Source organism: Micromonospora sp. NPDC005203, assembly GCF_042872705.1.
In the GTDB taxonomy this organism is placed as follows: domain Bacteria; phylum Actinomycetota; class Actinomycetes; order Mycobacteriales; family Micromonosporaceae; genus Micromonospora.
The window spans coordinates 51,372-75,468 of the sequence record NZ_JBIAKV010000006.1; the positions used below are offsets into that span (position 1 = coordinate 51,372).

Annotated in this window: 20 protein-coding genes; 16 read left to right on the forward strand and 4 right to left on the reverse strand. The window is 73.7% G+C overall.

Going from position 1 to position 24,097, the window contains the following annotated elements; all coding sequences use genetic code 11:
• Nucleotides 1-90 precede the first annotated feature (90 nt).
• Nucleotides 91-420: a TraR/DksA family transcriptional regulator gene (locus tag ACFYPM_RS15745; RefSeq protein WP_387196567.1), complete on the reverse strand. Its 330-nt coding sequence runs from the start codon at nt 418-420 to the stop codon at nt 91-93.
• Between the two features lie 542 nt (nt 421-962).
• Here ACFYPM_RS15745 and ACFYPM_RS15750 point away from each other — a divergent pair.
• The 7 genes from ACFYPM_RS15750 (at nt 963) to ACFYPM_RS15780 (ending at nt 6,676) form a co-directional block, all read left to right on the forward strand.
• Nucleotides 963-1,946 (forward strand): dehydrogenase, encoded by a 984-nt coding sequence (locus ACFYPM_RS15750; protein ID WP_387196570.1) that lies wholly within the window; start codon nt 963-965, stop codon nt 1,944-1,946.
• 2 nt (nt 1,947-1,948) lie between these two features.
• Nucleotides 1,949-2,347, forward strand: coding sequence for a 6-carboxytetrahydropterin synthase (locus tag ACFYPM_RS15755; RefSeq protein WP_355029810.1), 399 nt, complete (start codon nt 1,949-1,951; stop codon nt 2,345-2,347).
• Nucleotides 2,347-3,429 (forward strand): glycosyltransferase family 4 protein, encoded by a 1,083-nt coding sequence (locus ACFYPM_RS15760; protein ID WP_387197363.1) that lies wholly within the window; start codon nt 2,347-2,349, stop codon nt 3,427-3,429. The genes ACFYPM_RS15755 and ACFYPM_RS15760 overlap by 1 nt, the downstream gene beginning before the upstream one ends.
• Entirely contained in the window at nt 3,426-4,244 is an 819-nt protein-coding gene (locus ACFYPM_RS15765; RefSeq protein ID WP_387196573.1) for a methyltransferase domain-containing protein, read from the forward strand. Before ACFYPM_RS15760 ends, ACFYPM_RS15765 begins: the two co-directional genes overlap by 4 nt.
• A gap of 66 nt (nt 4,245-4,310) precedes the next feature.
• Nucleotides 4,311-5,249, forward strand: coding sequence for a YbhN family protein (locus ACFYPM_RS15770; protein WP_387196577.1), 939 nt, complete (start codon nt 4,311-4,313; stop codon nt 5,247-5,249).
• Between the two features lie 57 nt (nt 5,250-5,306).
• Nucleotides 5,307-5,972: a GTP cyclohydrolase II gene (ribA, locus tag ACFYPM_RS15775; protein ID WP_387196580.1), complete on the forward strand. Its 666-nt coding sequence runs from the start codon at nt 5,307-5,309 to the stop codon at nt 5,970-5,972.
• Nucleotides 5,969-6,676 (forward strand): RibD family protein, encoded by a 708-nt coding sequence (locus tag ACFYPM_RS15780; protein ID WP_387196583.1) that lies wholly within the window; start codon nt 5,969-5,971, stop codon nt 6,674-6,676. Before ribA ends, ACFYPM_RS15780 begins: the two co-directional genes overlap by 4 nt.
• On the opposite strand, the gene soxR is transcribed toward ACFYPM_RS15780, so the two are convergent.
• Nucleotides 6,643-7,149, reverse strand: coding sequence for a redox-sensitive transcriptional activator SoxR (gene soxR / locus ACFYPM_RS15785; RefSeq protein ID WP_387196586.1), 507 nt, complete (start codon nt 7,147-7,149; stop codon nt 6,643-6,645). The genes ACFYPM_RS15780 and soxR overlap by 34 nt on opposite strands.
• An 85-nt stretch (nt 7,150-7,234) precedes the next feature.
• Here soxR and ACFYPM_RS15790 point away from each other — a divergent pair, with 85 nt between their 5' ends.
• From ACFYPM_RS15790 to ACFYPM_RS15805, 4 genes are all read left to right on the forward strand, one after another.
• Complete coding sequence (locus tag ACFYPM_RS15790) at nt 7,235-8,122, forward strand: NmrA/HSCARG family protein (protein ID WP_387196589.1); 888 nt, start codon at nt 7,235-7,237, stop codon at nt 8,120-8,122.
• Nucleotides 8,123-8,241: 119 nt separating this feature from the next.
• Nucleotides 8,242-8,703, forward strand: coding sequence for a GNAT family N-acetyltransferase (locus ACFYPM_RS15795; RefSeq protein WP_387196591.1), 462 nt, complete (start codon nt 8,242-8,244; stop codon nt 8,701-8,703).
• Between the two features lie 71 nt (nt 8,704-8,774).
• Nucleotides 8,775-11,489: an Hsp70 family protein gene (locus ACFYPM_RS15800; protein WP_387196594.1), complete on the forward strand. Its 2,715-nt coding sequence runs from the start codon at nt 8,775-8,777 to the stop codon at nt 11,487-11,489.
• Nucleotides 11,490-11,526: 37 nt separating this feature from the next.
• Nucleotides 11,527-12,099, forward strand: a complete 573-nt coding sequence (locus ACFYPM_RS15805; protein ID WP_357253212.1) for a nucleosidase — start codon at nt 11,527-11,529, stop codon at nt 12,097-12,099.
• A 10-nt stretch (nt 12,100-12,109) separates the two neighbouring features.
• On the opposite strand, the gene ACFYPM_RS15810 is transcribed toward ACFYPM_RS15805, so the two are convergent.
• Complete coding sequence (locus ACFYPM_RS15810; protein WP_387196598.1) at nt 12,110-13,288, reverse strand: low temperature requirement protein A; 1,179 nt, start codon at nt 13,286-13,288, stop codon at nt 12,110-12,112.
• A gap of 169 nt (nt 13,289-13,457) precedes the next feature.
• On the opposite strand from ACFYPM_RS15810, the gene ACFYPM_RS15815 reads away from it, so the two are divergent.
• The 4 genes from ACFYPM_RS15815 (at nt 13,458) to ACFYPM_RS15830 (ending at nt 20,218) form a co-directional block, all read left to right on the forward strand.
• Nucleotides 13,458-14,306 (forward strand): S1 family peptidase, encoded by an 849-nt coding sequence (locus ACFYPM_RS15815; protein WP_387196601.1) that lies wholly within the window; start codon nt 13,458-13,460, stop codon nt 14,304-14,306.
• A gap of 95 nt (nt 14,307-14,401) precedes the next feature.
• Nucleotides 14,402-15,427 carry a sugar kinase gene (locus ACFYPM_RS15820; RefSeq protein WP_387196604.1) on the forward strand — a complete coding sequence of 342 codons (1,026 nt, stop codon included), beginning with the start codon at nt 14,402-14,404 and terminating at the stop codon, nt 15,425-15,427.
• Nucleotides 15,428-15,558: 131 nt separating this feature from the next.
• Entirely contained in the window at nt 15,559-16,167 is a 609-nt protein-coding gene (locus ACFYPM_RS15825) for a bifunctional 4-hydroxy-2-oxoglutarate aldolase/2-dehydro-3-deoxy-phosphogluconate aldolase (RefSeq protein WP_387196607.1), read from the forward strand.
• Nucleotides 16,168-16,504: 337 nt separating this feature from the next.
• Nucleotides 16,505-20,218: a S8 family serine peptidase gene (locus ACFYPM_RS15830; RefSeq protein WP_387196611.1), complete on the forward strand. Its 3,714-nt coding sequence runs from the start codon at nt 16,505-16,507 to the stop codon at nt 20,216-20,218.
• Nucleotides 20,219-20,273: 55 nt separating this feature from the next.
• Here the strand turns inward: ACFYPM_RS15830 and ACFYPM_RS15835 are convergent, their stop codons facing one another.
• Nucleotides 20,274-22,322, reverse strand: coding sequence for a penicillin acylase family protein (locus tag ACFYPM_RS15835; protein ID WP_387196614.1), 2,049 nt, complete (start codon nt 22,320-22,322; stop codon nt 20,274-20,276).
• Nucleotides 22,323-22,504: 182 nt separating this feature from the next.
• Here ACFYPM_RS15835 and ACFYPM_RS15840 point away from each other — a divergent pair, with 182 nt between their 5' ends.
• On the forward strand, nt 22,505-24,043 hold the full coding sequence (locus ACFYPM_RS15840) for a pyridoxal phosphate-dependent decarboxylase family protein (RefSeq protein ID WP_387196617.1): 1,539 nt from the start codon (nt 22,505-22,507) through the stop codon (nt 24,041-24,043).
• The last annotated feature ends 54 nt before the right edge of the window (nt 24,044-24,097 follow it).

A 24,097-nucleotide genomic window follows, 5' to 3' on the forward strand; every position in this document is an offset into this window, starting at 1 on the left:
TGGCCGGCTGGCCGCAGACGAGATCAGGCCGCGCGGGCCGGATCGGATCCCCTCCGGTCCGGCCCACGCGGGTTCGCACCAGCCCAGCTGTCACCCCTTGTGCTTCTCCTGGCACGGCACGCAGAAGCGAGCGTGCGGGAGGACTTCGAGGCGCTCGGCCGGGATGCTCTCGCGGCACCTCTCGCAGGCGCCGTAGGTGCCATCCGCGATCCGGCTCAGTGCACCGGTGATCTGCTCGATGTGGCGGCGGGTGACCACCAGCAGAGCGGCCTGGGTGTGGGCCTCGCCCGGGTCGCCGGTGTCCGCGTTGAGTTCGGTCAGTTCCCGTAGCCGAGCCGTCTGCGTCGCGAATTCGTCCGTCAGGGACGCTCGTAGATCAGCCAGCCAGCCGTGCTCGACAGCGCGTTGATCGATGCTCATGGTCTGCCCTTCACAAAGACGAGGAGAAAGAAAAAGGGCCGAAGCTTGAGTAGCTTCGCCCTGCGGTCGTTCTGGGATGCAACGATTCCGCGGGAGGGCCTCGGCCGGTGCGCGCCAGGCTCGACGTCCCGCGCGTGGGCACGATGTACAAGGCGCCGACGACCGGCACGCCCATGCACGCCTTGCCGCGCGCAACCGTCACGACGCGCACAGCACTGCCAGCCGTCACATCAGTGACGGCTGGCGAGCGGAAGGTCACCCACGGCATGCCCCCACCATAGGGCGGCGGATGCCCCAAAGCCAACGCCCCCTGATCCGTGATCAACGAATCGGGACAGGCGATGGCACCCCGGGCGGCATCGGACTGCTGAGCACGGTCGAGGCACGGGACCGGTGACGCGTCGCCAGCACGGCGGGCAGCGCCCTGGGCCGATCACCGGAGACCGTTGAACTGTGGACTCGGTACCTCCGTGCTTATGATCGACAACCCGACCGGGGACGGCCGCGCTGTTCGGCCGGGAGTAGAGGTGAGGTGTGCGACGGTGATCCGCGAGGCGTACGCCTGCTGGGTGCGCGAGCCCGGCACGGCGGAGATCCGGCCGGTGTCGCTGCCGACGCCCGGCCCCGACGAGGTGCTGGTCCGGGCCCGCTACTCCGGGGTCAGCCGGGGCACCGAGACGCTCGTCTTCGCCGGCCGGGTGCCCACCGACCAGTACGCCGCGATGCGCGCGCCCTTCCAGGAGGGTGACTTCCCCGGCCCGGTCAAGTACGGCTACCTCAGCGTCGGCGAGGTCGAACAGGGTCCGCCGGAGTTGCTCGGACGCACGGTCTTCTGCCTGCACCCGCACCAGAGCGCCTACGTCGTGCCGGCCACCGCCGTGGTGCCCGTGCCGGACGGGGTGCCGCCCGCGCGGGCGGTGCTCGCCGGCACGGTGGAAACCGCGATCAACGCGCTGTGGGATGCCGCGCCGCTGGTCGGCGACCGGGTCACCGTGATCGGCGCGGGCATGGTGGGCTGCTGCGTCGCCGCCCTGGTCGCCCGGTTCCCCGGCGTGCAGGTCGAACTCGTCGACGTCGACACTCGCCGGGCCGGGGTGGCTGGCGCGCTCGGCGTCGGGTTCGCCCAACCAGCCGACGCCAGCGGCGACCGGGACCTGGTCGTGCACGCCAGCGCCACCGGCGCCGGCCTGCAACACGCCCTGGACCTGCTCGCGCCGGAGGGCACGGTCATCGAACTGAGCTGGTACGGCGACCGCCCGGTGCAGGTGTCGCTGGGCGGGTCGTTCCACTCCGGTCGGCTCACCGTACGCAGCAGTCAGGTCGGCATGGTCGCTCCCGCCCGGCGGGGACGGCGCAGCTACACCGACCGGCTGGCGCTCGCCCTGGACCTGCTCGACGATCCGGCCTTCGACGCGCTGATCACCGGCGCGTCCCGGTTCGCGGAGCTGCCCGACGTCCTCGCCAGACTGAGCGCGGGCGACCTGCCCGCACTCTGCCACCTCATCACCTACGACGACGGGGAGTGACCGTGTTCAGCGTGACCGTTCGGGATCACATGATGATCGCCCACAGTTTCCAGGGCGAGGTGTTCGGTCCCGCCCAACGCCTGCACGGGGCGACGTTCGTGGTGGACGCGACGTTCCGCCGCGCCGACCTGGACGCCGACGGCATCGTGGTCGACATCGGCCTGGCCACCGAGCAGCTGCGGGCCGTACTGGGTGAGCTGACCTACCGCAACCTCGACGACGAGCCGGCCTTCGCCGGGGTGAACACCACCACCGAGGTGCTGGCCCGCACGGTCGCGGACCGGCTGGCCGAGCGGGTGCACGCCGGCCAGCTGGGCGCCGGCGCCCGCGAGTTGGCCGGCATCACCGTCACCCTGCACGAGTCGCACGTCGCCTGGGCCAGCTACGAGCGGTCACTGTGATCGATGCGGGCCGGGCGACGCCCTCCGCCGGCTCGGGCAGCACCAGCCGTACGGTGCACGTCGTCCTGCCCGGCGACATCGACGACCCGGCCACACCCAGTGGCGGCAACACCTACGACAGGCGCGTCTGTGCGGGGCTCACCGACCGAGGCTGGGCGGTGCACGAACACGCGGTGCCCGGGGCCTGGCCGAGCCCCGGGCCGGCCGAACGGGCGGCACTGGCCGCGGTGCTCACCGCCGCCCCGGACGACGCCGTGGTGCTGCTCGACGGTCTGATCGCCTCGACCGTGCCGGACCTGCTCGCCCCGCACGCCGACCGGTTGCGCCTGGTCGTCCTCGTGCACATGCCGTTCGACGACGAGGCGGAGGGCCGGGCGCTGGCCGCCGCGCGGGCCGTCGTCACCACCAGCGAGTGGACCCGCCGCCGCCTGCTGCTGCGCCACCCGCTGCGCCGCGACCGGATCCGGGTCGCGCCGCCGGGCGTGACGCCCGCTCCGCTGGCGCCCCCCGCCTCGGCCGCCGGGGACCGGCTGCTCTGCGTGGCCGCGGTCACCCACCACAAGGGCCACGACGTCCTCGTCGACGCGTTGACGGTGCGGGCCGAGTCGACCTGGACGCTTGTCTGCGCCGGCACGCTGACCCGGGAACCCGCGCTGGTGCGCCGGCTGCGTGACCGGCTCGCCGACGCGGGCCTCGCTGACCGGGTGCGGTTCACCGGGCCGCTGACCGGCGCCGCGCTCGACGCCGCGTACGCCGCCGCCGACCTGTTGGTGCAGCCCTCCCGGGGCGAGACGTACGGCATGGTCGTCACCGAGGCGCTCGCCCGGGGTCTGCCGGTGCTGACCACCCAGGTGGGCGGCCTGCCCGAGGCGCTCGGCCGGACCGCCGACGGCGATGTGCCGGGGCTGCTGGTGCCACCGGACGATCCGGCCGCCCTGGCCGGCGCGCTGAGCTGGTGGTTGGGCGACGAACTGCTGCGGGCCCGGCTGCGGTGGTCGGCTCTCGCCCGGCGGCACACCCTGACCGACTGGACGGTGACGACCGCGTCGCTGGCCGCCGTACTGGAGGAGGTGGCGGAATGACCGTCGAGGAGACCCTGCCGTTCGCCGACTGGTTGCGGTTGCGGGAGCCGGCCGACGCGGCGGCGCGGGCCGAGGACCTGCTGGACGCCGTCCGTCCCCGGCTGACCGGTGCCACGCCGACCGTGATCCACGACCTGGGCAGTGGCACCGGCTCGATGAGTCGCTGGCTGGCCACCCGGCTGCCCGGCCCGCAGCACTGGGTGCTGCACGACCGCGACGCCGACCTGCTGGCCCGTGCCGCCGCGGGCATGACCGGCGTGGTCGCCGCCGACGGCGCCCCGGTCACCGTACGCACCCGGTGCGGCGACCTCACCCGGCTCAGCGCCGCCGACCTGGCCGACGGGTCACTGGTCACCGCGTCCGCCCTGCTGGACATGCTGACCGCCGAGGAGATCGAACGCGTGGTGGCCGCCTGTGTCGGCCGGCCCACCCTGTTCGCCCTCTCGGTGACCGGGCGGGTTCGACTCACCCCGACCGACGCGTTGGACGCCGCGGTCGAGGCCGCGTTCAACGACCACCAACGGCGTACCGTCGACGGCCGACGACTGCTCGGCCCGGACGCCGTCGCCGCCACCGCCGCCGCGTTCGCCCGACGCGGCGTGGACGTGCGGGAACGGCCCAGCCCGTGGCGGCTCGGCCCGGAGCAGGCCGACCTGGCCGCCGAGTGGTTCCGGGGCTGGCTGGGCGCGGCCTGCGCGCAGCGTCCCGACCTGGCCGCCCCGGCCGAGGCGTACGCCCGGCGTCGACTGGCCGACGCGGCGGCCGGTCGGCTCGGCGTGCTTGTCGAACACAGTGACCTCCTCGCGGGTGGATGAACCGTTCACACCCTGGGTACGTGGACTAGGGCGTGTGGACGATCTTCAAGGGGAGGGCCGGCGTCGATGTTCTGGGCCTGGGCACGAGTGGTCGGCGGGGTGGGTCTGCTCGCCGTCCTGCTGTGGCAGGTGGGCAGCGGCCCGTTCGTCGCCGGCGTCAAGCTGATCGACGCACCGGCCCTGGCCGCCGCGCTTGTCATCGGGGTGCTCACCACGGTCTGCGCGGCGTGGCGGTGGAGTCTGGTCGCCGGCGGCCTGGGCGTGCGGCTGCCGCTGGCGACCGCGGTGGCGCACTGCTACCGGGCCGTGTTCCTCAACGCCACCCTGCCCGGCGGGGTGCTCGGTGACGTGCACCGGGCGGTCCGCCACGGCCGTGACGCCGGCGACGTCAGCCGGGGCATCCGCGCGGTGGTCTGGGAACGTACCGCCGGGCAGGTGGTGCTCGTCGGCATCGCGCTCGTGGTGCTCGCCGCCTTCCCGTCCCCGGTGCGGACGTATCTGCCATTCGCCGTCGCGCTGCTGATCGCGGCCGGGCTGGTCGCGGTGCTGCTGGCCCGGGCCGTGCCGAACGCCGGCCCCTCGCGCTGGGCGCGGGCGTTGCGGACCGCCGGGGCGGACGTGCGGTCCGGGCTGCTGTCCCGGCGCACCTGGCTCGGCGTGCTGATCGCCTCCGCGGTGATGGTCGCCGGTCACCTGGCCACCTTCCTGGTGGCGGCCCGCACCGCCGGATCCGACGCCCCGCTGGCACGGCTGCTGCCGTTGACGCTGCTCGCCCTGCTCGCCATGGGCCTGCCGCTGAACGTCGCCGGCTTCGGACCGCGCGAGGGAGTTGCCGCGTGGGTGTTCGGCGCGGCCGGCCTCAGCGCGGCCGAGGGCGTCGCCACCGCCACCGTCTACGGTGCACTGATCCTCGTCGCCAGCCTGCCCGGAGCCGCGGTGCTGCTGGTGCGACGGAACCGCCATCCGATCGCCGTCCGGGAAGCCGCCCCCGGTGGCGGCTGTTGAGTCGGTGGTGAGGAACACGCGTCGCCGCGCGCCGGTGACGCCGGACAGAGGAGTCCCATGCCCGAAGCATTGCCGGTAGCCACGATCCGTACCCAGGTCACGGTGCCGTTGACGTTTCCCGACGGCTACACCACGACGGTCCGGGTGTTCTCGTTCAAGGGCCTGGTGGACGGCCGGGAGCACCTCGCGCTCGGCCTCGGCGACTGGGCGGGCGCCCTGGACCGGCTCGCCGCCGGGGGGGAGCCACCGCTGGTCCGCCCGCACAGCGAGTGCCTGACCGGCGACGTGTTCGGCAGCCAACGCTGCGACTGCGGGCCGCAGTTGCGCGAGGCGGTGCAGCGGATCGCCGAGACCGGTGGTTTCCTGCTCTACCTGCGCCAGGAGGGCCGCGGCATCGGCCTGTACGCCAAACTCGACGCGTACGCGTTGCAGGACGCCGGGCTGGACACCTACCAGGCGAACGTCGCGCTGGGCCGGGGTGAGGACGAGCGGGACTACACCGCCGCCGCGCAGATGCTGAGCACGCTGGGGGTGCCGCGGATCCGACTGCTGAGCAGCAACCCGGACAAGGCCGTGCAGCTGACCCGCCTCGGGGTGGACGTCACCGAACAGGTGCCCACAAGCGTCTTCCTCTCGCCGGCCAACGCCGACTACCTGGCCGCCAAGGCCGCCAAGGCGGCGGAGGTCGTCTCGGTCGCGCCCGACCTGCCCGTCGACAAGTGAGCCGCACCCCGGCGCCGACGCGGCCGTACGTGCTGCTCAGTTGCGCCGCCTCGATCGACGGGTACATCGACGACACGTCCGACAAGCGGTTGCTGCTGTCCAACGACGATGACCTGGACCGGGTCGACGCGGTTCGGGCCAGCTGCGACGCGATCCTGGTCGGTGCCGGCACCGTCCGCCGTGACGATCCTCGGCTGCTGGTGCGTTCCGCGAGCCGCCGGGCCGAACGGGTGGCGGAGGGTCGGCCCGCCTCGCCCGCCAAGGTCACCCTGACCGCCCGCGGTGACCTCGACCCGACCGCCCGGTTCTTCACCGCCGGCGACCCGACCCGGCTCGTCTACTGCGCCACCGGCGCGCTGGAGAAGACCCGGGAACGCATCGGTCGACTGGCCACCGTGGTGGACGCCGGGGAGCCGGTCGACCCCGCGTGGCTGCTGAGCGACCTGGCCGCGCGGGGCGTGCGGCGGCTGATGGTGGAGGGCGGCGGGACGGTGCACGCCCAGTTCCTCGCCGCCGGTCTCGCCGACGAGCTGCACCTGGTGGTCGCCCCGTTCTTCGTCGGCGACGCTCGGGCGCCCCGGTTCGTCGGCGAGGGTAGTTTCCCCTGGCACCCGGGTCGCCGCGCCCGGCTGGTCGAGGCCCGCCAGATCGGCGATGTGGTGCTTTTGCGCTACGCCCTCTCCGAGCGCTGCACGGAAAGCTGACCCGGGGGGAGCGGGGGTTGCGGCGTGGGTAGGCGGCGGGCGCCGGGACCCTCGCGGCCCAGCACGTCGCGGGGGTTGGTCAGGTGGCAGTCCCGCAGGGACAGGCAGCCGCACCCGATGCACGCGGTGAGGTCGTCCCGCAGCGCCCGCAGGTGCTCGATGCGCGCGTCGAGGACGCTGCGCCAGTCGGCGGACAGGCGAGCCCAGTCGTCGCGGGTCGGGGTGCGTTCGCTCGGCAGTTGGTCCAGGGCCTCCCGGATCGCCGTTAGCGAGATGCCGACGTGTTGGGAGGCCCGGATGAACGCCACCCGGCGCAGCGTGTCGCGGGCGTACCGGCGCTGGTTGCTCGCCGTCCGGCTGCTGCTGATCAGACCCTTGCGTTCGTAGAAGTGCAGCGCGGAGATCGCGACGCCGCTGCGGTCGGCGACCTGGCCGACGGTGAGTTCGTGAAACGTGGTGCGCGCCCTGGGCATGGGACCAAGCCTAGGACTTGACCTCAATCGAGGTTGAGGCCAGAGACTCGGCGGCGTCCACAACCGCGAGTCAGGGAGCACCCTCATGGCACACGTTCTCGTCATCGGCGCCACCGGCAAGCAGGGCGGCGCCGTCGCCGAACTGCTGCTCGACCACGGCCACGACGTCGTCGCCTACGTGCGGTCGCCCGATTCGCCCGCCGCGGTGGCGCTGTCTACCGCCGGAGTCCGGCTCGTCACCGGCGACCTGGCCCACCCCGAGGGCCTCGCCGCCGCCGCCAAGGACGTCGATGCGATCTTCGGCCTGTCCGTCCCGTTCGGATCCGGCGGGAAGGACGAGGAGGTCGCCCAGGGACGCCACCTCGTCGACGTCGCGGCGCGTGTCGACGCGCACCTGGTCCACTCGTCCGTACGCGGTGCCGGCCGGTTCATGCCCACCGACCTCGACCATGCCGACAGCAAGCAACTCGTGGAGGCGTACCTGCGGGATCAGCAGGTCCGGGCCACAGTCCTCGGGCCGGTGTACTTCATGGAGAACGCGCTCAACGTCGGGTTCAGCCGCCTGAGCGACGGTGTCCTGGCCAATCCGCTGACCGCCGGCAAGCCGCTGGACCAGGTGACCGTCCGCGACATCGCCGGTCTCGCCGTGCACGCCGTCGAGCACCCGGACCGGTTCGTCGGCGAGCGGATCGACGTCGCCTCCGACCGGGTCACCGGCGACGAGGCGGCCCGCATCCTCAGCGACGTGCTCGGCCGCGAGATCCCGTACCAGCAGATGCCGTTGGACCAGGTCCGGCAGTGGGCCGGCGACGAGATCGCCGACATGTTCCAGCGGTTCGAGGACAACACCGACTTCGTCGACATCGACGGGCTGCGCGCCAGGTATCCGGACGTGGTCTGGCACCGTTACGCGGAGTGGGTCCGCACTGTCGACTGGGAGCGCGTCCTCGCCGAGCGGCCGAGCTGGCAGTAGGCCCGTACGCGGCCGGACGGCGCAGACCCGACACCGACCTCGACACCCGGTTGTGGTCCGGCCCGTGCCGGCTGCTCGACGGCCCGCTGTCCGGCCCCCGGCCCGATAGGGTGGCCGGCGTGCCGCGACTCGTGCAGATCACCCCGGAAAACGTCGAAGCCGCCTGCCGGGTGAGCGTGCGGCCGGAGCAGGAGAAGTTCTCGTCTCCGGTCGCCTGGTCTCTCGCCGAGGCGTACGCGCAGCCCGACATCGCGTGGCCACGGCTGATCGTCGAGGGTGACGACACCGTCGGCTTCCTGATGGGCTTCTTCGACATCGTGTGGGACCCGGCCAGCCCGAACGACAGGCGCTCGGGCCTGTGGCGGTTGAACATCGCCGCCGAGCACCAGGGCCGCGGGTACGGTCGTTTCGCGGTGCGGGCCGTCTGCGCCGAGGCGCGCGACCGCGGGCACGACCGCGTGTTCACGACGTGGGAACCGGGGACGGACGGCCCGGAGCGGTTCTACCTGAAGCTCGGCTTTCGCCCCACCGGGGAGAGCAGCGAGGGGGAGGTCGTCGGGGTACGGCACCTGACCGACTGATCAGCGGGGCGGCGGGGCCTGCGTACGATGCGGGGTCGAGTTCCCCTCGTCGCGGCGGAGGTATCGGGCAGATGGCAGGCCAGCACGAGGGTTTCGCCCTCGGCGTCGACCTCGGTACGTCCAACACGGTCGCGGTGCTGCGCTGGCCGGACGGGCGGACCCGTCCGCTGCTGATGGACGGTCAGCCACTCAGTCCGTCCGCCGTGTACGCCGACCCGGACGGCGCCCTGCACACCGGATGGGACGCCCGCCGGTTGGCCCAGACGGACCCGGCCCGGTTCGAGGCGAACCCCAAGCGCCGGGTGGACGAGCCGACGATCGTGCTCGGGGACCGCTCGTACCCACCGGCCGAACTGCTCGCCGCGGTGCTGGCGGCGGTCGCACGGGCCGCGGTGGGCGCCGTGGGGTTCCTGCCTCCGGCCGTGCTCACCTGCCCGGCCGCCTGGGATGCGACGCGGCGGCAGGTGCTCGCCGACGCCCTGCTGCTGGCGGGCTGGCCGCAGGTGGCCGAGCACACCCTCGCCGGGCCGACGCCGCCGGGCACCCGGCTGCTGCGGGAACCGGTGGCCGCCGCCCGCTACTACACGCAGGTGCTGCATCGTCCGGTGCCGGTCGGCGAAGCGGTCGCGGTGTTCGACTTCGGCGGCGGGACCCTCGACGTCGCGGTGCTGCGCAACGAGGGCGCGGACCCCTGGGGTGACTCCGGGTTCAGCGTGGTCGCCGATGGTGGCCTGCCTGACCTGGGCGGCCTGGATCTCGACGCCGCGTTGGTGCGGCGGGTCGGCGACCTGGTCGGGGAGCGGCACGCCGCGCAGTGGTCCCGGCTGATCCGACCGGAGGACCCGACGCAACGCCGCGACCAGGTAAGGCTCTGGGACGAGGTACGAGGTGCGAAGGAGACCCTGTCCCGCTCGACGGTGGCGCCGGTCGCGGTGCCGGGGGTGGCCGAAGCCGTCCAGCTCACCCGGGCCGACGTCGAGCGGGCGGCCACGCCGCTGCTGCGCCGCGCGGTGGACCGGGCCCGGGAGGTGATCGCCGCCGCCGGGCTCAGCCCCGACCAGCTCGCCGGGCTGTTCCTCGTCGGTGGCTCGTCGCGGATCCCCCTGGTGGCCCGCATGGTGCACACCGAACTGGGGGTGGCGCCGACGGTGCTCGACCAGCCCGAACTGCCGGTGGCCGAGGGCGCGCTGACCGACCTCCCGCTGCGCCGACAGGTGCCCACACCGGCGTACGCCGGGCCGCAGCTCGCCCCACCGGCTCCGGTGAGTCCGCCCGCGCCGGCCGGCCCGGCGGAGGCCGTGCCATCGCCGCAGCCCTGGCCGGGCTCGTCCACGCCGGCGGGACCGGGTTGGGTGGGCGCCCCACCGGCCGGTCCGCCCCCGTCGGGCTGGAAGGGCGGCCCGCCCGCCGGTGCGGCGGGCGCTCCGCGCTCGCGGCGGGCGCGCTGGGTGGTGCTGGGCGCGGTGCTGGCCCTGCTCGGGGTGGGCGCCGCCGCGACGCTGTACCTGACCCGGGACCGCTACCCGGACCTGGAGTACGCGTCGTCGCTGCGCGAACTGTCCCGGCCGACGGCCGGCGGCGAGCGACCGCCCGAGATGTGGACGGCGGTCCTCGGCAACCGGGCCTACCTCGGCTTCCCCCTGCCGGACGACCGCCTGGAGGTGGTGGCGGTCGACACCGGCACCGGCGACGAGCTGTGGCGCAGGGCGACCGACGTGCGAGCCGACGACTGGAAGGCGATCATCGCCGCCCCCGGGGCGGTCGCGGTCCTCGCCGACGCACCGGGCGACAGCACGCCGCGCCCGCTGGCTGTCCTGGACGGTCGTTCGGGCACTCAGCGCTGGCAGCGCACGGTGCGCGGTGACGACGACATCTACGTCGCGGACGACACTGCGGTGCTGGTGGACCGGGGGGCGGCCCGGCTGGTCGGGCTGCGCCTGAGCGACGGCACCGAGAAGTGGAACCAGCCGAACCCCCGCGACCAGTACGACGGCAGTCGCACCGTGGTTCGGCCGGTGGGCAGCGACGAGGCGGCGGGTGGACCGGCCTTCCTCGACGGGACGCCCCGCGACCCGTGGGCGGGCAAGGGGCGGCGACTGGTCCAGGTGGGTGCGGACCGGTCGGTGCGGGTGCTCGACCTGGCATCCGGCAAGGTGCTCCGCCAGTGGGGCAACGTCGCCGACCTCGACGATCTGGTGGTCGCCCACGAGGACCGCCTGTTCGTGGCCGCCAACGAGGGCGGGTACCAGCTGCTGGCGTACGACCTGGGGTCCACGGCGGAACCGGTGGTGCTCTACCGCTCCGACAACGACGAGCAGCGCCCGAGGGCACTTGTGGCCTGCGGTGAGCGGCGGGCCTGCCTGTTGCAGGTGCCGAACAGCGACGTCCAGCGCACCGAGGTGGTGGCGGCCACCGAGGGCGAACAGGCGGACCACTGGTCGGTGCCGGGTGTGACCGACCTGGTGCCGGTGGGGGAGCAACTACTCGCCCAGCGGGAGTACCCGGAGCCGGCGTTCACCCTCTTCGACGCCTCCGGTAAGCCGGTGTTGCGCGACCGGAGCGGTGTGGGGGTCCGGCTGGACGCGGGCAACCTGCTGGTCTTCGCCAAGGCGCCCAGCGTCGTCGCGGACAACCGGGTGCTGGCCGGCGTGTGGGCCGATTCCGGGGAGGTGGACGAGTTGGGCGAGCTGAAGGACGTCCGGAGCTCGTCCTGCTCGTGGAACACCCACGTGATCGCCTGCGGCGCGGACAAGGACTTCGTCGTGTACCGCTTCACCTCGGACTGACGTCACCGGCCCCGAAGGCGGCTCGTACGATGCTCCGGTGAATCTTCGGGGTACGGTCCGCGCCGATCGTCCGTTGGTGGTGCTCGCCGTCGGGGAGGAGGCCCGCTACCTCCCGCCCGAGCTGCCGGTGCTGCTGACCGGCATGGGCAAGGTGAACGCCGCCAGCGCGGTGGCCGCTGTGCTGGCTGCCGGGCCGCGCCCCAGCCTGCTGCTCAACCTGGGCACGGCGGGTGCGCTGCGCCCCGGATGGGCCGGTATCCACGAGGTTGCGACCGTGCTCCAGCACGATCTGGACACCGACCTGCTGCGGACGCTCACCGGCGAGACCTACGGTGCGCCGCTGGCCCTGGCCGCCGAGGGCGCGGTGCTGGCCACCGGTGACACGTTCGTGGCCGATGACGCGGCGCGGGACCGGTTGGCGCAGCGCGCCGACCTGGTCGACATGGAGGGGTACGCGGTGGCGTGGGCGGCCGCGCAGGCGGGTGTGCCGTGCCGACTGGTCAAGCAGGTCAGCGACGAGGCGGGGGACGGCGCGGCGCGCACCTGGCGGGAGTCGGTGGACGCGTGCGCCCGGGACCTCGCCGAGTGGGCCGGCCAACACCTCGGCTGACCGGGCCACGTCAGTCGTCGCGTTGCCGCACCCGCAGACCCGGGGTGGTCTCCCGGGCCGCTCCCGGTATCAGGATGTGCGCGGCCAGCGCGAGCGCCACGGCCGTGGTGACCAGCAGCGGCGGCCAACGGCCGGCCCAGGGCAGCGTCAGCAGCGGCAGGGGGAGGCAGAGCATTCGCCGCCACGGCACGACCATGGACACCAGCAGGGTGAACAGGACGCGGCCGAGCACGAACAGCGCCGGACCACCCAGGATCAGCAGGAGCCAGCCCACCGGTGTCGTGCCGGTCGGCCGGGTGACGACCCGGTCGAACGAGGCCGCCGTGGCGACCACGCCGGCCAGCATCACCAGATGGGTGTACGGTGCCACCCGCGCCGGCCGCCCCGCCCTCGCCCCGGCCTCCAGCAGCTCGCCGGCCCGGAACACGTAGACCTGCCAGAGCAGCAGCATGATGGCGAACGCGCAGAACAGCGCGGCGACCCGGAGCCCGGCGAACTCGCCCCGGCTGACCTGCAGGGTGGGCACCAGGATGATGTCGCCGAGGGCCAGGATGACGAACTGCTGGTACCGCTCTCCCAGGTGCGCCGTGGTCCGCTCGTACTGGTCGAAGGGCACCCGACCCATCCCGGGCGTGGGATAGCGGGCCGCCGCGGAGACCAGGTCGATCGTGATGGCGATGGTCCAGAGGGTCCAGAGGGCCGTGTCGGACAGCGCGCCGCTGATCCAGAAGACGCCGGACACCAGGAACCAGAACAGGAACCGGGTGGCGCGGATCATGGCAGACCGGTGCCGCTGCTGGTGCAACTTCGTGATCAGGATGATGCCGCGGATCACGTGCGTGCCGACGTACGCCGTGGCGAAGACCAGCGCGTGCCCACTGGTGACCTTCGGCAGCGACGCGCCCATCCCCACCGACCCGACCATGGCGACCATCAGGATGGCCTGGATGGGACGCTGCTGCGGGTCGTAGAACTCGGTGGTGGTGGAGGTGACCGACCAGGTCCACCAGATCGCCGTCAGCGTCAGCAGCACCGTCGCCGCGCCGGCCCAGGTGTGGAGTTCGGCGAGCAGCGTCGAGGTCAGCGCGAGTGAGGCCACGAAGACCACGTCGAAGAGCAGTTCCAGCAGCGTGGCCCGAGTTGACCCGTCCGGCCGGCGTACCAGTGCCGCGGTGCCTCCGGTGGTCATGCCCGGCCTCCCGCCGTGTCTCCCGAGAATTATCGGCGGCGTCGGTGGGGTCCGTCTGCGGATCGGCGATTCCCGCCGGTCGGCGAGGGGACGGCCGGAGGTTGCCACGGCGTCGGACCCGGGCGATGCTTGGGAGCATCCATCACGCTCGATTCTCGCGGAGGTTCGGATGCGCCGCTCCCCGCTCGTCGCCCTCGTCCTGACCATCCTCCTGCTCGGCACGCCCAGCACGGCGCGGGGCGCCGTCCCCGACCGGGCCGCCGACGCGGCGGCCGTGCTCGTCGGGGTACGCACCGCCGGCACCGCCTGGGGTCTCGACCCCGCCACCGGCCGGATGACCCTCACCGTCGACGACACCGTGGCTCCGAGCGAGCTGGCCGCACTGCGGGCGGTGACCGACCGGGCCGGCGTGGCGCTGCGCCGCGAACCCGGAACGCTGCGCCCCCTGATCGCCGGCGGGCAGGGCATCTACGGCGGTGGCGCGCGCTGCTCGCTCGGCGCGAACGCGCGCAGCGGCAGCACCTACTACGTGATCACCGCCGGGCACTGCACCACCGCCGCCGCCACCTGGTACACCGACGGCGCGCAGACCACCGTGCTCGGCACCCGCACCGCCACCAGCTACCCGACCAACGACTACGGGCTGATCCGCTACACCGGGCGGATCGCCCACCCGAGCGCGGTCTACACGTACCCGGGTCTGCTGACCATCCACGGACCCGGCACCGCGTACGTCGGTCAGGCGGTCTGTCGCAGCGGCGTCACCACCGGCGTGCGTTGCGGCACCGTCACCGGCCTCAACCAGACCGTCAACTACGCCACCGGCGTGATCTACGGCCTGATCCGCACCAACATCTGCGCCGAGCCGGGCGACAGCGGCGGGCCGCTCTACGTGGCCTCCACCGGCACCATCCTCGGCATCCTCTCCGGCGGCAGCGGCAACTGCACCTCCGGCGGCACCACCTACTACCAGCCGATCGGGGAGGTGCTCGCCGCGTACGCGCTGACGTTGCCCTGAGCGCCGAGGTGTGACGTATGACGGGTTGCTCGCCTCGCGTCCGAACACCTAGGCTCGGCGACGCCCAGCACCCCCGCCGCGAGGACGTGTGCCCGATGCCGACCGACTTCCCACCTGACGACGCGACCGTCCCGGCGGGCTCCGCGCCGATTGAGGTGGCCACGGTCGGGGAGACGATGGTGGTGCTCTGCCCCACGCCGGGCGAGCCGTTGGAGCGCGCCGACCGGGTCGCTGTGTCGGTCGGCGGCGCGGAATCCAACGTGGCCGGTTACCTGGCGCGGCTGGGGCACCGGGCGGCCTGGGTGAGCAGGGTCGGCGACGACCCCTTCGGTCGGGCCGTCGTCCGGCACGTCGCCGCCACCGGCGTCCGTGTCGACCAGGTCAGCGTGGACTCCGCGGCCCCCACCGGCCTGTACGTCAAGGACCCGAGCCCGGAGGGCACCGCCGTGCACTACTACCGGGCTGGCTCGGCGGCCTCCCGGATGGGTCCCGGCACGCTTGCCGCTCCAGGGCTGGCCGGTGCCCGGGTGTTGCACCTGTCCGGCATCACGCCGGTGCTCTCGGCCTCCTGCCGGGCGCTTGTCGAGCACGCCGTGGCGGACCGGCCGCTGGCGGGGGCGCTTGTCAGCTTCGACGTCAACCACCGGGGCCGGTTGTGGCCCGCCGAGCAGGCCGCGCCGGTGCTGCGCGACCTGGCCGACCGCAGCGACCTGGTCTTCGTCGGGCAGGACGAGGCGGAGACGCTGTGGGGCACCGCTGACCCGATGGCCGTACGCCAGCTGTTACCCGGGCCGGAGACGGTGGTGGTCAAGGATGGCGCGGTGGGTGCCACCGAACTGTGCCGGGACGCCGAGCCGGTCTTCGTATCCGCGCCCCTGGTGACGGTGGTGGAGCCGGTCGGCGCCGGAGACGCGTTCGCGGCCGGCTACCTGGCCGGATTGCTCCGCGGCCTGGATCCCGTGCGACGCCTGCGCCTCGGGCACCTCGTCGCGGCACAGGCGTTGACCAGCAGCGGCGACAACGCCCCGGTCCCGGCATGGGCCTGGTTCGAGAGGCTGATCGACGCCCCCGTCGAGGCCTGGTCGCCGCTCGACCTGACCGGCGCCCTGGCGACGACCTGAGTCATACCGTCGGCGTCCGACCGGGACAGGTCGCCGTCCGACCCGGCCAGGTCGCCGTCCGACCCGGCCAGATCGGCGTTCGACCCGGCCAGCAGGCAACATTTTCACCGCGATCTCGGATGGAGTGCACCATGACCACAGCGGACTTCGAGCACATCTTCGGCAGCGCCCGGGTGATGGCGATCCTGCGCGGCCTGCCGGTCGCCGAGACCGTTCGGCTCGCCGAGCGCGCCTGGGACCTCGGCATCGACGTGGTGGAGGTGCCGGTGGCCACCCCGGACGCCGTAGCGTCGCTGCGCGCCGCCGTCGAGGCGGGCACCGCACGCGGTCGGATCGTGGGCGCGGGCACCGTGCTCGACGTCGAGCAGGTCGCCGCTGCCGCCGACGCGGGAGCCCGGTTCACCGTGGCGCCCGGCCTGGACCTCGCGATCGCCGACGCGGCGGCCGCCCATGGTCTGCCGCACCTGCCCGGTGTGGCCACTCCCACCGAGGCCCAGCAGGCGCTGCGGCACGGGCTCACCTGGCTCAAGGCGTTCCCCGCGATCTCGCTCGGACCGGCCTGGTTCAAGGCCATGGCCGGCCCGCTGCCGCAGTTGCGCTTCGTCGCGACCGGAGGCCTGGACGCGAGCAACGCCGCCGCCTTCCTGAAGGCCGGCGTACGGGTGGCGGCGGTCGGCTCAGCCCTGTCCGACCCGACCCAGCTCGACTCCCTCGCCAAGCTGACCCGCCCCTCCCACTAACCCACCCCACCCCCCACCCCCCACCCCCCACCCCGCCCCCCACCCCCCTCCCCGGCGCGCCGATCTTGCACTTTCGGTCGCCGATCTGTCCTGATTCGTCACTTCTGTCGCGACACAAAGTGCAAGATCGGCGCGGAGGGCGCGGAGGGCGCGGAGGGTGGGGAGGGTGGGGAGGGCGCGGAGGGCGCGGAGGGTGGGGTCGGGGTGTGGGGTGGGGTGGGGTGGCGGGTGGCGGGTTTGTGCCATGGCGTAAGTGCGTCGGGGGTTGGTGGGCATCGGGGGTGGGTGTTGCGTCGATGCTGTGCGGCGTACCACTTCTCGACGCAAAGAGGTCATCTTGGCTCTGTCTCGCCGGCGTCGCCGATCCGGGCTGATCGCCCTCGGCACCGCCCTCACCCTGGCGGCCGGGTTCACCCCACCCGCCGCGGGGGCGTCCGCCGCCCCGCCGACCACCCCCGACCGTCCGGTCGGGCTTCCCCCGGCCGCCGCCGGACGTGCGTCCACCGTCACGCTGATCACCGGTGACACGGTCACGGTGACCACCGCGGCGGACGGCAGCACCGTGTCGACCGTGCGCCGCCCGGACGGCAGCACGCCGACCTTCCACCGCACCGTGCAGAACGGCGACACGTACGTCTACCCGGACAGCGCGCTGCCGTACGTCACCAGCGGCGTGCTGGACCGGCAACTGTTCAACGTCACCGAACTGATCGACGACGGTTACGACGACACCCACACCGACAAGCTGCCGCTGATCGTCACGATGACCGACGCGGCGGTCCGCGCCCGCACCCGCCCCACAGTGGACGGCGCCGAGCTGGTCCGCCCGCTCGACAGTGTGCGGGGTGCCGCGCTGACGCGCCAGCGCGCCACCGCCGACCGGTTCTGGACCGCCCTCACCGCCGGCACCGCCCGGCGTACAGGTGCCGCCCCGACCCTCGCCAACGGCATCGCCAAGGTCTGGCTGGACGGACGGGTACGCGCCGACCTGGCCGACTCCACCGCGCAGATCGGCGCTCCGACCGTCTGGGCCGGGGGCAACACCGCCGCCGGTGTCGACGTCGCGGTCCTCGACTCCGGCGCCGACGCCGAGCACCCGGACCTCGCCGGTCAGATCGCCGAGTCCAGCAGCTTCGTGCCCACGGAGCCGGACATCCTCGACTACAAGGGCCACGGGACACACGTCGCCTCGACGATCGCCGGCACCGGCGCCGGGTCCGGCGGGGCCGAGCGGGGCGTCGCCCCCGGTGCCCGCCTGCACATCGGCAAGGTGCTCAACAGCGAGGGCAGCGGGCAGGACTCCTGGATCATCGCTGGCATGGAGTGGGCGGCCCGCGAGCAGAAGGCCCGGGTCGTCAGCATGAGCCTGGGCGGCGAGGCCACCGACGGCAGTGACCCGATGAGCCAGGCTGTCGAACGGCTCAGCGCCGAGACCGGCGCGCTGTTCGTGATCGCCGCCGGCAATGGCGGGCCGAACAGCATCGGCAGCCCGGGTGCGGCGAACTCCGCGCTCACCGTGGGCGCCGTCGACTCCACCGACCACCTCGCCGACTTCTCCAGCCAGGGACCCCGGGCCGGCGACGGCGGGCTCAAGCCCGAGATCACCGCGCCCGGCGTGGACATCCTGGCAGCCCGCTCCCACTACGTACGCGGTGGGTCGGGGGACTACACGCTGATGAGCGGCACGTCGATGGCCACCCCGCACGTGGCCGGCACGGCGGCGCTGGTTGCTGCGGCGCACCCGGAGTGGACCGGTCAGCGCATCAAGGAGGCGCTGGTCAGCACGGTCAAGGCCACTCCGGAGTACACCCCGTATCAGGCGGGTGCCGGCCGCGTCGACGCGGTCGCCGCCACCCGGGCCACCGTCTTCGCCACCCCGAGCGCGTACTCCGGCTTCCAGGCCTGGCCGCAGCAGCCGGGCAGGACCGTCGACCGGACGGTCACCTACACGAACCTCGGCGCCGCGCCGGTCACGCTGAAGCTGGCCCTCGACGCGACCACCGCGCCGGCCGGCCTCTTCATCCTCGCCGCCGACCGGGTGACCGTGCCCGCCGGCGGCACCGCAACCGTCACGCTGACCGCGGCGTACGACAAGCTGCCGGTGGAGAAGCAGGTCAGCGGCATGATCGTCGCCACCGACGACGCCGGTGTGGTCCGCGGTCGCACCCTGATCGGCGCCGGCAAGGAGGGTCAGCGGCAGAACCTGACGCTTGTCGCCAAGGACCGGGACGGCAAACCGCTCGTCGGCAAGGTCATTCTCACCACCGACGGGCTGTTCACCGCCGTGGACCTGCCCGAGAGCGGCACCGCCACGCTGCGGCTGCCGGTGGCGAGTTGGACCGGCTGGATCACCGCGGACGTGCGCGGCGTGAACGGACCGCGTTCCAGGGGCATGGCGATGCTCAGCTTCACCGACGTCAACCTGGACCGCGACCGCACCGTCACCCTGGACGCACGGGCCGCCCGGCAGGTACGGGCCACGGTGCCGCAGCAGGTCACGGCCACCTCGCTGCGGATGGACATCCACCGGTCCACCGCGAACGGCCTCACCGAGAGTCAGGTGCTGCCCAACGACTCGTACGACAGCATGTGGGCGTTGCCGACGAGCCGTAAGGTCACCGACGGCGAGTTCGAGTTCGGTGCCCGGTGGCGGCTCGAACAGCCGGCATTGACGATCTCCGCGGCCGGCCGCGCGTACGACGATCTGCTGGTGAAGCGGGCGACCCCCGCGCTGCCGGCCGGTCGTCGCCAGCTGGACGCGGTCTACGTCGCCGACACCTCGGCGGCGGGGCTGGCCAAGCGTCCGGTCCGGGACCGGGCGGTGGTGGTGCGGCGCAGCGACACCGTGGACATCGCCACCCAGGCGCGGGCCGTCGCGGCGGCCGGGGCGAAGCTGCTGCTGGTGGTCAACGACGGCGTCGGTCGGCTCGACCCCTGGGACGAGACGCCGTGGAGCCCGCAGAGCCCGGCCCCGGTGACCGTGGCGACGCTGACCGCCGACGAGGGCGACCAGCTCATCGCGGCGCTGGGCCACGGCCCGGTGCGGCTGACCGCCGAGTCGCACCCGGAGACCACCTACCTGTACGACGTGGCGCACCACTGGACGGGCACGGTGCCGGCCGACCCCACCTACCGGCCGGCCAAGCGGGACCTGGCCCGGGTCGACGTGGAGTTCCGCAACTACCGGCCGGGCAAGGCGCTGGAGTTCCGCACCGACGTCTGGAAGGGCATGGCCTCGGGCAACCAGGAGACCGTCCCGGCCCAGGGTCGGCGTACCGACTGGGTAACCGCCGGCGAGCGGTGGATCGACGACGCGTACATCGTCGGCGAGACGGGCCAGCACCTGATGGAGGTGGCCTCCTATCCGGCCGGGCGGCCGAGCGCCGTCGAGTGGTTCGGGCCGATCCAGCGACCCCGGATGGGTGGGGGTTACGTGCCGGTGCGCTACCTGGACACCCTCTACCTGCCCGCGCCCGGCTGGGGCGACGGGGGTGGTCACATCGGTGAGGCGCGTGCCAACTTCGACATGGTCAACCGGACCACCCTCTACCAGGGTGACCGGGAGCTGAACTGGGGCAACGCCGAGTATCTCCAGGTCTCCGGCCTGGCGGCGCAGCGTCTGCCGTACCGGCTGGTGGTGGAGAACGACCGGGCCGCCTGGACCAACCCGTACTCCCGGCAGACCCGCACCGAGTGGGGCTTCACCTCGGCCGCAACCGGGGAGGAGTCGTCGGCGGTGCTGCCGATGATCCAGGTGGACTACCGGGTGGCCCTCGACTCCGCCGGCACGTCGTCGCGGCGGGCACCGTTGACGGTGGTCGCCGCCCACCTGCCCGGCGTCTCGGGCACGGTCGGCGCGGTCACCGTCGAGGTGTCCTACGACGACGGGGCGACCTGGCAGAAGCAGCGCCTGAGCCGGCACGGGGACGGCTGGCGTACCTCGCTCGCCGCACCGGCGACGGCCGGCTTCGTGAGCCTGCGCACCACCGCGCGGGACGCCGCCGGCAACACCGTGAGTCAGCGCATCACCCGGGCGTTCGGCCTGCGCTGACGCCCGTGTGACCGGCCGCCGGTCGGGTGCCTCGGCATCCCGGCCGGCGGCCGTCCTATTCCCGCTCCTCGGTGAGCTGGTCCCAGGAGGTGGTCACCGGCAACAGTCTTCCGGCCAGCCAGGCGGGGGTCTGGTCGTCGTGGTGCGGGTCGCCGGGCACCCCGCAGGCGCCCAGCGGGACCACCCAGCGGCTGTCCTCACGTCGGGCCAGATCCCAGACGAAGCGCGCCGCCGGCCCCCGGAAGCACCAGTGGGTGACCCCGGGCACGCTGGAGGTGGCCAGCACACAGTCGTGGTCGCCGTCGAGTCCGGGGCCGGGTCCGGGATCCGGGTCGGGCAGCGCCCGCCACGCCGCGAGCCGGTGCAGGTCCCCCCACCGCACCGGGCCGTCCGCCGCTTCGGCGACCTCCTCGGCCGCGGCGCGCACCAGCGCGGCCACGTCCACGCCGGGCAGCGGGGCCGCGCCGAGCAGGTGCTCCAGCGCGTGACCGACGCGCGGGGTCAGCGCCAACCAGGGCGCGAACACCTCCGGGTACGGGGGCGGCTCGGCCAGCGCGGCCAGCGCCGGGTGGGCGGCGAACCGGCGGACGACCGCGGCCCGCAGGAGGGCGAACTCCGCCGCGTCGGTGCTGTCGGCGGCCATCCGTCGGTCCCAGCGCAGCAGCCGTTCGCGCAGCGCGGCGGCGGTCGGGCCGAGCCCGGTCGACTGGGCCAGCACCGCCAGCAGCGGCCCGGCGGAGCCCAGGTGAGTGTCGGTGTGCACCGCGGCCACCTCGTCGGCCGTCCAGGCGTGCCCGGCGTCGAGCAGTTCGGCGATCCGGTGTGCCCGGTGCGGTGGGGCGAACTCGACGCCGAGCGGCGCCGCCAGCCCCCGCTCGTTGGCCATCACCGCCCGGCCGACCACCTCGGCCCGGGGCATCGGCGCGTACCAGCCCTGCCAGACGTGCGCGGCCTCCCAGGCGGGGACCACCCGCCGGCCGTTGTCCGGATGCCGTACCGGCACCGCCCCGGCGACCCGGTGCAGCAGCCCACCGGCGGTGTCCGCCGCCTGCACCACGTTGACCGGCTCCACCCAGTGCCGCAGCGCGTGGTCCACATCGGTCACGGTGCGGGCGCGCAGCAGCTCCGGCAGCGTCGCGAAGCCCAGCTCGGCGCGGACCCGGGGCGGGTAACGCAGGCTGATCGCCGTCGCTCCGTCCGGCCCGCCGCTGATCACCGGACCCCGATCGGTCTCCAGCACCTCGACCCGGACCGGATCGGCCCCGGCTACCAGGATCGTCTCGACGTGGGCGTGCACCGGCCGCCAACCGTCCGGGCCGAGGGCCTGCACCTGCTCGCCGTCGCGGCGCAGTTGCTCGGCGTACAGGTCCTGGTAGTCGGCCATCGCGTTGGTGATCGACCAGGCCACCGCACCGGTGTGCCCGAAGTGCGCGATGCCCGGCACGCCCGGCACCGCCAGCCCGACCACGTCGTACTCCGGGCAGGCCAACCGGATCTGCTGGTAGACGCCGGGATCCTCCAGGAACCGGTGCGGGTCACCGGCGAGCAGCGCCGCGCCGGTGCCGGTGCGCGCGGCGGCGAGCAGCCACCCGTTGCTGCCGGCCACGGCCGGACCGTCGGTGGCGAACGCGTCGACCGCGTCCGGGCTGAGCCGCTGCGCCACGTGCTCACGCCAGAGCTTGCTCGGAAACCCCGCGAACAGGATGTGGTGGCCCAGCCAGACCGCCAGCGGTGTCCACGGCTCCCACCGGCCCGGTCGCAGCCCGGTCGCGGCGAACTCCGGCGCGCGGGCCGCCCCGGCGGCGAGGCCCGCGTTGACCCCGTCGACGTACGCGCCCACCCACTCGGCGGTCGCCGGGTCGAGTGCGGCGTGGCAGCGGCGTGCGGTGTCGTCGAGCCGGATCTGCCGGGTGAACCGGTCCCAGCCGAGCGCGTCGACGCCGAGGAAGGCGGCGCTGCTGCCCTGGGCGCGGTGCCGTTCCACCTCGATCTGCCAGGCCCGGTCGTACGCGGTCACCCGGCCCTGCTCCGCCGCCAGCGCGAGCGGGTCGTCGGCCCGCAGGTGCGGTATGCCCCACGGGTCCCGGAAACGCCGAGCATTCACGTGTGGGCTCCCCGGTGGTGTGACAGCGAACCGCTGTTGACAATGACCGAGGTTAGGCTAACCTAACCTCGCCGCCCTGGTCGACCCTGGCCACCCCTGATCGACAGCACTGCCCCCGGAGGCGCGCGACCGCCCCGGGGGTGGTTCCGGCTGCTCTCGTCGAGAACGTGGAAGGACATCCCGTGACCGTGCCGACGTACCCCGTCGAGACCACCGCGCCACCACCGGCGCCGGCCGGCGCGCGGGCCCACCTGTTGCAGGACGGCTCGGTCGAGCAGTATCGGCGGACCATCGCCGAGGGCGTCGACCGGGTCGCCCGCCGAGTGGCCACGGTGGACCGCCCGCTCACCGGCATCACGCCGGCCGAGCTGGCCCCCCTGGTGGACCGGGTGGACCTGGACCGGCCACTGGGCGACGCGAGCGCCGCGCTCGACGAGCTGGAGGACGTCTACCTGCGCGACGCCGTCTGGTTCCACCACCCCCGCTACCTGGCCCACCTCAACTGCCCGGTGGCGATCCCGGCGCTGCTCGGCGAGGCGGTGCTCTCCGCCGTGAACTCGTCGCTGGACACCTGGGACCAGAGCGCCGGGGCGACACTCATCGAGCGGCGGCTGATCGACTGGACCGCCGAACGGATCGGCCTCGGTCCCAGCGCGGACGGCGTGTTCACCAGCGGCGGCAGCCAGTCCAACCTCCAGGCCCTGCTGCTGGCCCGGGAGGAGGCGTGCGCCGACGCGGTCGGACCGGCGGCGCGTGCCGAGTTGCTGCCCCGGCTGCGCGTGCTCACCTCCGCCGCCGGTCACTTCAGCGTCCAGAAGTCGGCCAAGCTGCTCGGCCTCGCCCCGGACGCCGTGATCCCGGTACCCACCGACGCCCGGCGGCGGATCCGTCCGGCCGCCGTACGCGAGGAGATCGCGCGGTGCCGGCAGGCCGGCCTGGTGGTGATGGCCGTCGTGGCCACCGCCGGCACCACCGACTTCGGCTCCATCGACCCGCTCCCGGAGCTGGCCGAGATCCGCGCGGCGACAGGCGTCTGGCTGCACGTCGACGCCGCCTACGGCTGTGGGCTGCTCGTCTCGCCGACGCGGCGGCACCTGCTCGACGGCATCGAGCGGGCCGACTCGGTGACCGTCGACTTCCACAAGTCCTTCTTCCAGCCGGTCAGCTCCAGCGCGCTGTTGGTCCGCGACCGGCAGTCGCTGCGGCACGCCACCTACCACGCCGACTACCTCAACCCGGCCCGGATGGTGCAGCAGCGCATCCCCAACCAGGTCGACAAGAGCCTGCAGACCACCCGCCGCTTCGACGCGCTGAAGCTCTGGCTGACCCTGCGGGTGATGGGGCCGGACGCCCTCGGCGCGCTCTTCGACGAGGTGATCGACCGGGCCGCCGACGCGTGGCAGTTGGTCAGCGAGGACCCCCGCTTCGAGGTGGTGACCCGCTCCGACCTGAGTACCGTGGTCTTCCGGTACCTCCCCACCGGGGCGGGCCGGGGCCTCGCCGACGCCGCCAACCTGCACGCCCGGGAGGCCCTCGCGGCGTCCGGTCTCGCCGTGGTCGCCGGCACCCGGGTCGACGGCCGACACTTCCTGAAGTTCACCCTGCTCAACCCGGCCACCACCGTCGACGACGTCGGCTACGTGCTGGACCTGATCGCCACCCACGCCGGCCGGTACGTGCACGACCACGTCGCCGCCGAGCTGACCTGCCCCGTCGGCTGATGCCGAGCGACCTGCCCCGTCGGCTGATGCCGAGCGACCTGCCCCGTCGGCTGA